Annotated in this window: 13 protein-coding genes and 1 pseudogene; 3 read left to right on the top strand and 11 right to left on the bottom strand. The window is 50.9% G+C overall.

Features of this window, described 5'->3' with window-relative positions; genetic code table 11:
• The 8 genes from HMPREF0372_RS18845 to HMPREF0372_RS15265 form a co-directional block, all read right to left on the bottom strand.
• Positions 1–748: recombinase family protein (locus HMPREF0372_RS18845; protein ID WP_007494430.1), on the bottom strand; the 748-nt coding region annotated here is incomplete at its 3' end.
• Complete coding sequence (locus HMPREF0372_RS15280; protein ID WP_230979314.1) at positions 748–1,443, bottom strand: recombinase family protein; 696 nt, start codon at positions 1,441–1,443, stop codon at positions 748–750. The genes HMPREF0372_RS18845 and HMPREF0372_RS15280, both read right to left, overlap by 1 nt.
• A gap of 91 nt (positions 1,444–1,534) precedes the next feature.
• On the bottom strand, positions 1,535–1,972 hold the full coding sequence (locus HMPREF0372_RS15275; RefSeq protein WP_007494426.1) for a recombinase family protein: 438 nt from the start codon (positions 1,970–1,972) through the stop codon (positions 1,535–1,537).
• Positions 1,973–2,703: 731 nt separating this feature from the next.
• Complete coding sequence (locus HMPREF0372_RS19415) at positions 2,704–3,036, bottom strand: DeoR family transcriptional regulator (RefSeq protein ID WP_024723141.1); 333 nt, start codon at positions 3,034–3,036, stop codon at positions 2,704–2,706.
• A 299-nt stretch (positions 3,037–3,335) separates the two neighbouring features.
• A complete protein-coding gene (locus tag HMPREF0372_RS15270; protein WP_007494417.1) occupies positions 3,336–3,626 on the bottom strand; it encodes a DUF6514 family protein in 291 nt (96 codons plus the stop codon).
• Positions 3,627–4,406: 780 nt separating this feature from the next.
• Complete coding sequence (locus HMPREF0372_RS19410) at positions 4,407–5,678, bottom strand: hypothetical protein (protein ID WP_007494415.1); 1,272 nt, start codon at positions 5,676–5,678, stop codon at positions 4,407–4,409.
• A 74-nt stretch (positions 5,679–5,752) separates the two neighbouring features.
• Complete coding sequence (locus tag HMPREF0372_RS19405; RefSeq protein WP_007494413.1) at positions 5,753–5,890, bottom strand: cyclic lactone autoinducer peptide; 138 nt, start codon at positions 5,888–5,890, stop codon at positions 5,753–5,755.
• Positions 5,887–6,477, bottom strand: coding sequence for an accessory gene regulator B family protein (locus tag HMPREF0372_RS15265; RefSeq protein ID WP_007494411.1), 591 nt, complete (start codon positions 6,475–6,477; stop codon positions 5,887–5,889). The genes HMPREF0372_RS19405 and HMPREF0372_RS15265 overlap by 4 nt, the downstream gene beginning before the upstream one ends.
• A 201-nt stretch (positions 6,478–6,678) precedes the next feature.
• Between HMPREF0372_RS15265 and HMPREF0372_RS15260 the strand changes: the two genes are divergently transcribed.
• The 3 genes from HMPREF0372_RS15260 to HMPREF0372_RS15250 are packed head-to-tail and all read left to right on the top strand — an operon-like array spanning position 6,679 to position 8,977.
• Positions 6,679–6,996 (top strand): helix-turn-helix domain-containing protein, encoded by a 318-nt coding sequence (locus HMPREF0372_RS15260; RefSeq protein WP_009261514.1) that lies wholly within the window; start codon positions 6,679–6,681, stop codon positions 6,994–6,996.
• Between the two features lie 18 nt (positions 6,997–7,014).
• A complete protein-coding gene (locus HMPREF0372_RS15255) occupies positions 7,015–7,695 on the top strand; it encodes a LytR/AlgR family response regulator transcription factor (RefSeq protein WP_007494408.1) in 681 nt (226 codons plus the stop codon).
• A 4-nt stretch (positions 7,696–7,699) separates the two neighbouring features.
• Complete coding sequence (locus HMPREF0372_RS15250) at positions 7,700–8,977, top strand: ATP-binding protein (protein WP_007494406.1); 1,278 nt, start codon at positions 7,700–7,702, stop codon at positions 8,975–8,977.
• 144 nt (positions 8,978–9,121) lie between these two features.
• Here HMPREF0372_RS15250 and HMPREF0372_RS15245 read toward each other — a convergent pair whose 3' ends face one another.
• The 3 genes and pseudogenes from HMPREF0372_RS15245 to HMPREF0372_RS15230 all read right to left on the bottom strand — a co-directional run.
• Positions 9,122–9,325, bottom strand: coding sequence for a helix-turn-helix domain-containing protein (locus tag HMPREF0372_RS15245; RefSeq protein WP_007494404.1), 204 nt, complete (start codon positions 9,323–9,325; stop codon positions 9,122–9,124).
• Positions 9,322–11,073: pseudogene (locus HMPREF0372_RS15240) on the bottom strand (type IV secretory system conjugative DNA transfer family protein). Before HMPREF0372_RS15240 ends, HMPREF0372_RS15245 begins: the two are co-directional and overlap by 4 nt.
• Before the next feature lie 129 nt (positions 11,074–11,202).
• The coding region (locus HMPREF0372_RS15230) for a toprim domain-containing protein (protein WP_007494397.1) at positions 11,203–11,415 on the bottom strand (213 nt) is incomplete at its 5' end.

The following is an 11,415-nucleotide window of genomic DNA, read 5'->3' as shown; positions in this document are numbered from 1 at the left end:
TGTAATTTCCTCCTTCCAAGGTCTGGTTATTTTTTAGCAGGACGGTGACTGTCCCGTTGCTGACGGCGATGCGGCGGACGCTCTCATGGAGCAATTCCTGCTCCAGTTCTGCCATGGGTGCCCATCCCTGAAACAGCCTCCGAAGGCGGAGGGTTTCATACTCTTCCGGCCCGATGGCATTTAACTGGAGGGTTGCCAGCTGGAAGGCCAGTTCTCTGGCCTGAACCTCGTCTACTGGCGGGCGGTGCAGGAGCTCGTCCAGCCCCCGGCGCAGCTTCGTCACCTCTGGTGGTGGCTTATCCTCCAACACGGAGCAGGTGATACGCTCTGGACACTGGATCAGGCGGTTCAGGAGGCCCAGCACCTGCCGTTCCACCCAGGCCGGCGGGCTGCCGCCGCACAGCTTCCGCAGTTCCTTCTGGGCTGGGCTCTTTTGGCAGGGCATTGTCCGCTCCTGCCGCCGTACCTGCACCATGTGGAACTGCCCCTCCGGGATGATGGACGGGAATCCACCCTCGCCGGTGTACCAGCGGTCTGCCAGGATGCGGGCCGCCATATTCTTGTTCCAGGGCTTGTCCCCGTCATAGGAAATCCCCCGCTCCCGGAGCTTGTCCACCAGAGCGTTGTAGCTGGCCCCGGCCAGGTAGCTGTCGTAGATCCAGCGCACCGTCTCCGCCTCTGCCGGGTGGAGCACGATCTCCCCGAACTCCATTTTGTAGCCGAAGGGCCGTTTCCGGTTGCTCCCCATCACCGCACCGTCCGTTCTATGGGCTCTGTCAGCTCCAGGCCATTGACCAGCCGGAACCGTAGACGGTCATTGCTCTCCACGATAATCTTGTCCACGAGCTCGCGGAACAGCTCCCCATCGAAGGCGTCCAGGAAGTCCGGCCCAGCCTCCAGGGCTTCAATCAGCTCCTGAGTCTGTTGGATCGTCTGATCCTCCTCGGCCTTCAGGAACCGTTCCTTCTCCAGCTTTGCGGCGCGGAGCTGTTCCGCCAGCTCGTTTTGGCGGGATATAAAAATGTCAGGGTCGACAAGGCGGTTTTCCCATCGTTTTTTGCGCAGTTCCTGCGCCTTATCGAATATCTCTTGCGAAACCACTGCTTCATTGATTCCTGCCACAAAACACATGGGCCTCTCTCCACGGTTGCGCTTCACTTTGCGGGGTATAGTATCCGTCGTGTATCGCTTCCGCAGAAGGGCATTGCCGCTGTACCGCTCATTGGTGAGGATGTAGTCGATCCGCTGTGGCTTCCAAGGGCGGTCATCAGAGAACAGATTCAGCGTCGCTGCGATGTCCTCCGCCGTCTTGCCTGCCAGGTAGGCGTCATAGATATACCGGATAATCGGCGCCTGCTCAAGGATCAGCTCCAGTTTTCCGCCCACAAGTTGGTATCCAAACGGGGCGAAGCAGGCATTGTATTTCCCCGTGCGCATCCGCATATCGATACTCCACCGGAGGTTGTCCGAGATGTTCTCGCTCTCCTTCTGGTCCATCATGGCAAAGATGGCGGTGAGAAGCTCGCCGGCCAGTTCAGAGGTGTCGATACCCTGTTCCTCGAAGCCGTACCCCTACCCCCAGGGCCTTCAGCTCCCGGATGGCCTTCAGGCACTCCTTGGCGTTCCTGGCAAATCGGGAGGAGGATTTCACCAGGATCTTATCCACCCGGCCCCGCCGGCAGCCCGCCAGGAGCCGTTGGAAGTCGTCACGCTTCTCCGCTGAGGTGCCAGTGATGCCCTTGTCCGCGTACACGTCCACGAACTCCCACTCCGGGTTGGCTGTGATGAGCTCTGTATAGTGGGCGTTCTGAGCGGCAAAGGAGTTGAGCTGATCCTCCGAGCTGGAGCTCACCCGGGCGTAGGCCGCCACCCGCAGCTTTCGATCCCTGACTGGGGTGCTGGGCGCGATGGTGATCACCCGGGGCGTGCTGTTCAATGCCAGGGAACCACTAGTTTTCTTCTGTTCGTCCACGAAATCGCCTCTCTATATCTCCTGTCAGCAACACACAATACCAGCACTTCCGCAAAATATCCATATCCAAACGCAACAAAAATCAGGGAGAAAATATGACGTCCGCCCCGGTCTCTACACGGAGCCGGGCCGCGGTCCTCCCGGCCTCCTTCCGACTAACAAGGCCGGCATTCTGGAGGTGATGAAGGAGGTTCACCATCCCGATATAGTTAATGTTGTGGTTCATTTCATATCTCCATTTTCAAATGGGGGCCGTTATGAGGCGTATGGCCGCAGAACGGCCCCCGCTAATTCTCTCAAAAATACATTTCGCTGGTTGGCCCTATTCGACACTACTTCCCGGGCCCTGGGCGGCAGCAGACGGACTGTGTTGGCACACATCACGGGAATCTCATCCCTCCGAGGATCTCTCCGAGCTGCCCCCATTGCTTGATCCCGGTATCACCCGGGGCTGTGGCTGGACAGGAGTATCATTATCAGATTGCTGACGAGGGTCGGGCCGGATAAGCCAGCCGCAATGCGAAACAGCCCGCCACAGGCTGCTTTGTGGACGTATGGGCACCGCTCTGCACCTTCCTTGGCCGTCTTTGATGCGGGCTCACGGTCCGCACAGGTGGTCTTGGCGCATCCTCCAGCGTCGCTTCAGCCCCCCTCCCGGAGGGCCTCTCGTCAGCGGACGTATCCCGCTGCCGGATATTCTATTTACAAGGATCAGGACGGAAATCGGTAGATCACCGATACTCCCAATACAGGGCAAACTGGGCTAGAATACTATTCATGACTTGGAGCTCCTCCCCATCTAAGGCTGTTTTCAGTTTTTGGAGAAGTATTTCCTGTTTCGGAGATAACATCCGGTTTTCTAGGTGGAACCATTCTGGTAGATGAGCCACTCCGCCATATCGTCCCCATGTAACTTGGATCGGGTAATAGCAGGAGAGAATCACCAAATCGTTGCGGATCGTCCGCTCAGAGACACCAAACTCTGTCGCAAGATTTATGGCTGTTTCGTGCCTCCGCTTGCATAGCAGACGTAGGATTTCACTTCTCCGCTCTGACGGGGGCATTCCTCTCACCGCTCTCGTCTTGCCCTGTGATTGAAGTATAAAGGTTAAAGCGGAAGGTTCTTTTCCGGTTAAAAAAAGTTTTCCTCTGGTTTTTGTAAAATCAGCATTGTGCTCCATCTGGGCGTAAAAATCTATGTATAATGCGCAATGCGGTTTTGTTTAATCAAGAGAAAAGCCCGTGTTGCTGTAGTCGCAGACCACAGCAACACGAGCTCCCCATGAGAGGCAAATACTCTATTCGGACAGAGAGAAACTATAAGTAGAAATGTAAATAGTAAGGGACACTCCACGTTCTACGCTCATTGAAGGTCCTCCGTCCCCCGGCAACGCAAACGACAGCCCCCTATAAATTCCACCACCAAGCTTGTCGGCACAACAGTCCCTTTGGAAAGCAGAGCAATCGGGCGAAAGATCTGCTGGCCGCTCATTGTGAGGCCGGGGCGCTGGTTGCTGTTCTGCCACTCAACAATTTTGACACCGTAAATCTCCAGATCTTCTGCAAATAGACTTATCAGCAGATAATATTCCAAGGTCAGCAGCCCAGCCGTCTTTGCACAAAGATAGCGTTTTACGACTAGTTCTTCCCACACAAAAGCACCCCCTACTTGAATTTGTCTCTATTAACCGGGAAAAGGCGCATCTGTGTGGGGGATATCCAAGTACAATCACTGGCGTGAAATGATCGTCTGTGGACGTTCGTCGAAGCTCTGAATTCCATAAACTTCTGGATTATCTCTCCTTTGTCACGTTCAGCGTTTGATTTTGTGTTAAAAAAGTCCCCTAATTTAGGGGACTTTTCAGCACTAGAAATAAAAATTCAGGGGTAGTATAGCGAGGCATAGAATAACATTGGCCGCCATCTCAATACCTATGTGCAGAGATGACGGCCTTTTATGCGCCGGAAGATTTTATGGTTACTAATTCTAAACGAAAATACTAGTATAGATCGATTAAAACCACCTTCATCTTGTCCACATCAAGAATACTTTTGTAGTCTTTACATTAAAGACATCCGGAAATTAAAGTAACTGGATAGTAATCATATTCTACATTATTCCAATATTCAGATTCTATTTCTACGTGCACCCCTACTATACGCTCTGCAATAATACTTTCTGAATCGTCGGCAAATATAGTGTCTTCAGTAACAACAAATCGTTCTGTTTTATCGGGCCTATTGGCCAATGCGATAACAATATGTGTGTATGGGGAGTCACTTTCATCACAATAGAAGGAAATAGTCCCTTCAAAAGACTTGTGTATTAGAGTAGGTGTTTCTATTTGTACTTTCGTATAATATAACATATGTACTACAATAAAAACGCTCGTACATAGAATGACTCCCCATACAATAATGATAGCACTCTTTTTCATTCTGGAAGTGTGATTTGGAAAGGAATAAAGGTATCTTCACAACTGGTATAGTAGTATGTACCTTTGTTTGCACTATGGGGCTTAAAATAAGTACGATACATAATTTCAGTGGAAGAAGCATAATCACTATATCCTGTATAATTGCTATTATGGTCGAGTTGGAACACTATTGGAAGGCCAGTCTCTATCTTATCAAAGCGTGCTTCTTCAAGGAGAGAGAATTCACAAGAAACATAGTACGCATCTGTACTTGCATTTTCTTTAGTTACAACTCCTGTTAGCCCAGAGAGTGCACTGCTAATCACATTTGAAGGAACTCCCATCACGCCAAGTATCTCATTAAATAGGGGCATTAACAATTCCCCAGATTTTCCAAAAGAAGAACTCGGAAAATCGTACTGTTCAATTCCTACAATCCATGAATAGCTATCATCTGTATAGTCTTGACGATTTAACTTAATCATAAGACGACTAACAAAAGAGTTGCTAACCCCGGCTCCTGAAAAGGCCTTATCAATCCGATCTCCATGTGTACGCAGAGTTACCATGACTGTTCCAGTTGTAGCATTGCCATATACAAAGCTTTCTTGGCCTATTCCAGATGTTCCTCCTAGGCCACCATTGAAATTACCGAAATCGCTTCCTATCTGATAAAAGTCATTTGCCTTAAAAGCATCATCAGATACAACACCACTGATATCATCTGCGCCTACTGCTACTTGTCTATTTCTGATATATTCCTCAACACCGTCTGTTATCAAGGGCGTACCAATTGAAAAATAAACTGGTTCCATATTGGGATGATTATCAAAGGATTGGATCGTTATCGAAAGACAGACTTCCTGACTCGGCTCCATCTTGGTGAATCCCAAAATAAGAGGATACTTGTACCCATTAATATCAATACTTCCATTAAGAGGCCCAGCCCAAAGGATACTGCCAGCGTTGATATCATATGCATCAACCACACCAGTAGCCGAACCGTATGCCGGTACTCCGTTTACTACGACTACAAAATCCACAGAAACATCGCTTTTGTCAGCATTATCCTCCCAAGGAGCAAATGTATATTTATATGAAGCATCTAGAGTATCATCTTGAATGGCATTGATATCATTCTCCTGTGTGAAGAGGTCATAAAACAGAGCAGGGTCTACAATCTCGATGTTTTCATCTGAAAAAGTATATTGCGGCACATCACATTCAACAGCTTGAGCGATTGCACTCCCTGTGGTACATACAGTTACTACCAGCACAATAGATATCATTTTTTCCAGTTCCAGTTCATCTGTGCACCCCTTTTCTGCTAAATTTTGTTTTGCAATTGAACTACATTTTCATCTCAAAGCTCATCTGGTACATCCGGCTGATAGGCCGTGTAGAAGCAGGTGGAGCTTACCGACGCAGTGGCTGTATATCTCGCTAGCACGGCCATTGCCCCGCCAAACCACAGTAAAATACGTTCAACCATCACTTTCATTGCACACACATCCTTTCTTTTATTTGAGCCGCCCACATCGAAATTGATGCTGCGATGACTCCTAAGTAATAGCTTGTGCACCATGGGGCCGGCGCTTGAAGGCCCCAGATAAGGAAGATCCCGATTGCCAGGTTCAGCCCGCCTAAAATGAGGCTTCTGCGGCGATTGCGCCGTCGTTGCTCCGGGGTCAGCGGCTTGTTTTTTGCCTCGCTAGGGGATAGGATCAGCAGTGTTACAAGTGAAATGACTGCTATAGCTAGATAGAGAATGACGGAACCGTATTTCAGAAGCAAATGTCCCAGGCACTCCAACGCAACAAACGTGCTGAGGAAAACTATATTGCAGGACAGGTGGGAATTTGCGTGGTATCCGCCCGCTGTTGTCCGCAGGGGGATGAAGGCCACAAGAAAGAGCAAGCCGTCAGCCGGATGGAAGATCAGAATTGAAATCAGCAGGACAGACAGGACATTGACCAAGCCAGATAGAACCAGCTCCATCCCGTAGGCGTATATTTTGTTCTTTTCCGGCGCTACAATCCCATTGGCACACAACCAACCGACATATCCGGCTGCCGCCTTTTTGATCATTGTTCATTCCTTCTTTTTACTGATAAGTATATATTAACTTCTTGTATAAAATGCACAATAGATTTGCTGTAACCTGTCGTTTCTGTGCAGTATCTGGTTGTTTCTTTTGTATAACTATGATAAAATCATTGTATCACTATCTGTATGCCAACGATTTGCTATGTAATAATAATAGCAACACTACAGCTGAGGGCATTGGTGATGGCTATGCAGATTGGCGACTTAATTCGTATGAAACGGGAAGAGCACGGATTGACACAGGAGCAGCTTGCGGAATTGATTGGGAAATCGGCCGGCTATATCGGGCAGTTGGAGCGAGGCCTGTCCATGGCGAGCATCCCCACGCTAAAGCGGCTGGTCAATGTGCTTTCACTGGACGCAAATCAGATTTTCTATGACGAGAAGCAAGATCAATATCAATTTAGCGAGCTGGAAAATATGCTCTCTGAACTGGACGAGCCTGTACAGAAATTTATTCAGGACAGTATCCGTACAGCTTTCCACAAAAAGCACTCATGACCAAGTTGAGGGAGAGAAATGAAATTCGCGTTGTGCGACGACAACCCTAATGAACTGCGGCAGATCCGGGACTATTTGCTACGCTACAACGCTCAAGCGAACTGGAAGGGGTTTGCCTCATCGGAGGAGCTGCTTGCGGCTTTTCGGCGGGACTATTTCGATATCGTACTTCTGGATATAGAAATGGAGGGTATGAACGGCTACCAGGCGGCTGAGGAACTCAACAAGTTGCCCGATATTCCGTTGATCATTTTCATTACACAGAGTGGGGCCTACATAATCCGGGGCTATGAGGTTGCCTTTCGGTATTTGAAAAAGCCGGTCGAATACCCGGACTTTGTGCGGGCAGTATCTGCCGCAGTGGCTAAGTGCTCCCCAAAAAGCATCCCTGTGGCCGGGGAACGCGGGCCAATTCTCGTAAGGATCAGAGACATTACGTACATTGAGGTCTTTAGCTATAAAACGATAATCCATACCAGCAAAGAACAGTACCAGGTGCGGACTCCGCTCAAGGAATTTGAGGGGACTTTGTGGGGCAATGGCTTTGCACGGCCCCACAACAGCTTCCTGGTGAACCTCGATTTTGTAGACCGTATTCAAAAGGCCAACCTTCTTTTAACAGACGGAACAGAGATCCCCATCAGCAGAAATCGGAAGAAATTATTTGATGAAGCCCTGTTTCACTTTTTGAGAAGGTGATTGTATGTATTTCATCTATCATCTTTCTACCATTGTTTTTGGAGTATTCCTCATCTTTTTCTATCTGCAAAAGCTACTTTCCCGGAACTCACGTTCATCTGCGATAGTGTGGGTTGCCTATATTATATTTGGAATAGGACTCATGGCCTTGAACGTGGTTCCTGTTATGCCGATTGTCCGAACTATTTACACTTGGCTCGGTATTCTTGTGCTGTGTAAAGTCTGTTATCGCTCTGCACCACTTAATGCAGTTTATGTTGCTACCGTATTTTGTGCGTTGGCCTTGATTACGGAGCTCCTTTGCTTAAAGCTGCTTGCAATTATGGGGTGGGAGTATCTGGACGTTATGTCCCCGGGGTATGAACGGGCTATTTATATTCTCATAGCGAAAGTGTGCCAATTAGCGTTGGTCATAATCGCCGTTCCACTCATGCACAGGGAGCACTCTTTACTGAAGCTGAAAAGCTTGTTGCCTCTTCTTGCGTGTCAGATATTCAGCGTCTATTTCTGCGATGAAATTCTGCGCCTTACGCAAAATGGAGGACGAAAACTCTCTGTGGAATCGACGATTATTTTAATAGGCATCCTCTATCTCAATATTATAATCATTGTCTATGCAGAGGTGGTCAAAGCACGGCAGGAAGAGCGGCACAATGCCGATCTCCGACAGCAACAGCTTGAACTACAGTTAAGCTATTACGACAGCCTTTGGAAAGAGCAGGAGCAAACCCGCGCCATGTGGCACGATATGAGCAAATACCTAACTGCCATGAAAGCTGTGTCGGTAAGCGGGGATAAATCGTCTGTGGAACAGGTGTTCCTTGATGCACAGGACTCTCTCAGCAAAATCGGAAGTGTTGTTGATGTCGGGAACCCGGAAGTCGGCGCAATTCTGCAACACTATGCCCAGCAAGCTAATGATTTGACTGTACCATTAGATTTATCTGTCTGGGTACCCCAAACTCTAAACATCAATATACTCGACCTTAGCATTATTATTGGAAACACTTTTGAAAACGCTTTAGAGGCATGTCTAGCCCTTCCAGCCCAACATAGGAAAATCTCATTAGAGATCTCAGTCCATAACAATCTTCTTCTCTATGAGATGTCCAACCCGTATATTGAGGGCGGTAAACATCGTCTACACTCCGGCCATTCTTTCCATGGATATGGAATACAAAATGTCCAGTCGGTTGTAGACAAATACGGGGGTACGCTCGATATAAAGCAGGAAGGCGGTATGTTTCGTATAACACTTTATCTCAATCTAAATCCTTCATGAATACTATGGGCTATTTCATAAAACGCAAAAATTCTCCCCACAACACTTTATATCTTAACTGACTGAGTTATCACATTAGATGCGCATCAATTGCTTTATTTGATAACAGTTCGAAGTACACCCTCTGTTCTCCCGGAATCTTGCCTATTTCTCCACTCGGCCCTGGTGGATCAACTCTGCCAGGGCTCGTTTTATGGTGGAGCGGGAGATGCTCAGGTCTTTGGCCATGGTGGCGATGGCGTACCAGCTCTTGCCATCCTTGTTTGCCCGGTCGTGGAGGTACACCAGCACTTGCTTGGCCCTGGCACTCAGCTCCGGGTCGCCGTAGATCTCACTAAAATAGCTCATGGCACGGTTTCCTCCTTTTTCGGCGTGCGGTAGTTGTTCTGGCAGGCAGGCGCAGGAAATGCCCGGTATATGATATCGGTCAATTCTGCCTTGCTGGCGTAGTAGACCTTTCGGGCGGCCTGCTGGGGTACCTGGTAGGCCGCACCAAAGGTGATCCCCCACTCCAGGAACAGGCGCAGGCGGGCCTGCATGGGGTGGGTGCCTGTTTTCATGACGATGAAGTGCCCCTTGGGGATGGACTTGAGCTCGTCCGGGGTCATGAGGGGCCGCTCGATCATCTGGAAGCTCTGGTTGGGGTCGTTCTTCCCCCTGGAGATGGAGCCGCTCATCACGGTGCGGCTGCCCAGAGCCTTGGACAGCACTTCGGCGGTCTGGCTGTTGGGGGCAAAGCCGCCGAAGATGGTGTCCTGGCAGTTATCCGCCAGGATCTCCGCCCCCTCCTTGCCGTAGTTCTTCTCCAGCTGGGCCAGGCTTTGGATGATGGGCACTAGAGTCAGCCGCCGGGAGCGGCCAGCGGAGAACAGGGGCAGAATGTCGAAGGCAGGCATGGTGCCCAGCTCGTCACAGAAAAACACCACCCGGCAGGGCAGCTTCCCGTCGTGTTCATCCGCCACAGAGAAAAGCTCCCGACTCAGGGTTTGGATCATTAGCCCAGCCAAGAAGTTTTTGGTCTGATCTTCCTCCGGAAGTATCTGGAAGATGGAGGATTTCTTTGCGGCAAAGCTCTCGGCGTCTATGGTGCTGTCGAAACACAGCACTTGCTCCAGCTCCGAGTCCAGGAAGGTGTTCAGCCGGGAGAGGACGGTGGACATGACGGAGGCCATAGACTGCTCGGCGGCGGTGAGGGCGGAGTCGGAGAACCACTTGGCCTTGTGTTCCTCCGGCAAGCGGTCCATGAGGAGCTGGAACTCATTCTTGTCGGGCAGAATGCTGGGGGCCAGCAGCTCCTGCACCAGCTTGAACACGGATACGATGTGCCTCCGCTCTCGCAGCACTCCGTCGATCTCCCTGGGCGGCAGGTACTCCGCTAGCAGCAGAATCACGGCGGTGAGCACGCCCTCCGCCGCGTCGTAAAAATATTGATTTTGTGCAAAGTTCTCCCCATCCGGGTTGATGATGGCCTTGGACAGGATCTTGGAGTACTTCTCAGACTTGGCCCGGGCGGCCAGGTCAGCCGGATCTCTCCGGCACGCGTCCATATAGTGATTGATCAGGGTGAGCAGGTTATAGCCATCTGAGCGGGTGGGGTTCCGAAGATCCACCACCGCCACCTGGTAGCCATAGCAGTCCCGGGCGATGGCCCCATAGTTCCGGGCCAGATCTCCCTTGGTGTCACTGGCAAAGAAGCTCATGCCGCTGGCACAGGCGTATTCCAAATTGGGGTATAGGAAGAAGGCGGTCTTGCCCACGCCGGAGGCACCGATCATGAGGCAGTGGACATCGTCCGAATCCACCAGGGCCGTGAGCTACCCCTTCTTTCCGGTACAGCCCAACACCAGCCCCTGTGTGCCCGGGAGGCGCTCCCCCTTCCGCCACAGCGCGGTCTGGAAGGGGACGGAGCGGAAGGTCTTCTTGATTTCCCCCGGCGTGGCCCAGCGGGCGGTGCCGTGCTGCCCGTCGCCCACGGTTTTACTCTTGATGCTGTCCAGGCTGCCCCGGCCGGAAAAGGTGGTGATGGCGACCAGGGCGCCGAATACCACCGCCAGCAGGAGGATCAGCATCCAGGTGTCGTTGTTCACTGCAATCATCCCTTCGTTGTCAGCTCTCTGCGTTTCAATCTGCTTCCAGTGTGACCTTCTGGGCGGGCCAAAATGAACCGGCCCCCGGTCCAGTGGCAGGGCGTACCCTCCCCCTGGCGGGCGGCACACCTCTGCGGCCTACATACTCTGCCCCATGGTCATTGCAAGGTCGGCCATGGTCTGCCCTTGCACCAGGTCGTCGTTCCAGTCCTTATGCACAGGGAGCAGGATACCGCTGTGGTATCCTGCTCCCTGTAACTCTTCCTGGAGGCGCCTGGCCGCCGTCTGCCCGGGCTCGTCGTGATCCAGACAGAGCACGGTAGTGTCAAGGAATTTTCGCAAAATGGTTTG

It is taken from the genome of Flavonifractor plautii ATCC 29863, from assembly GCF_000239295.1.
Taxonomy (GTDB): Bacteria; Bacillota; Clostridia; order Oscillospirales; family Oscillospiraceae; genus Flavonifractor; species Flavonifractor plautii.
Note: the sequence above shows the minus strand (reverse complement) of the source record. Positions and strands in the feature narration are given on the sequence as shown.

Coding starts and splice junctions, on each gene's coding strand:
- HMPREF0372_RS15280 (WP_230979314.1), bottom strand. CDS start 1,443: ATGCGGATGCGCACGGGGAAATACAATGCCTGCTTCGCCCCGTTTGGA.
- HMPREF0372_RS19415 (WP_024723141.1), bottom strand. CDS start 3,036: ATGCCCCCGTCAGAGCGGAGAAGTGAAATCCTACGTCTGCTATGCAAG.
- HMPREF0372_RS19410 (WP_007494415.1), bottom strand. CDS start 5,678: ATGATATCTATTGTGCTGGTAGTAACTGTATGTACCACAGGGAGTGCA.
- HMPREF0372_RS15260 (WP_009261514.1), top strand. CDS start 6,679: ATGGCTATGCAGATTGGCGACTTAATTCGTATGAAACGGGAAGAGCAC.
- HMPREF0372_RS15245 (WP_007494404.1), bottom strand. CDS start 9,325: ATGAGCTATTTTAGTGAGATCTACGGCGACCCGGAGCTGAGTGCCAGG.
- HMPREF0372_RS15265 (WP_007494411.1), bottom strand. CDS start 6,477: ATGATCAAAAAGGCGGCAGCCGGATATGTCGGTTGGTTGTGTGCCAAT.
- HMPREF0372_RS15255 (WP_007494408.1), top strand. CDS start 7,015: ATGAAATTCGCGTTGTGCGACGACAACCCTAATGAACTGCGGCAGATC.
- HMPREF0372_RS15250 (WP_007494406.1), top strand. CDS start 7,700: ATGTATTTCATCTATCATCTTTCTACCATTGTTTTTGGAGTATTCCTC.
- HMPREF0372_RS19405 (WP_007494413.1), bottom strand. CDS start 5,890: ATGAAAGTGATGGTTGAACGTATTTTACTGTGGTTTGGCGGGGCAATG.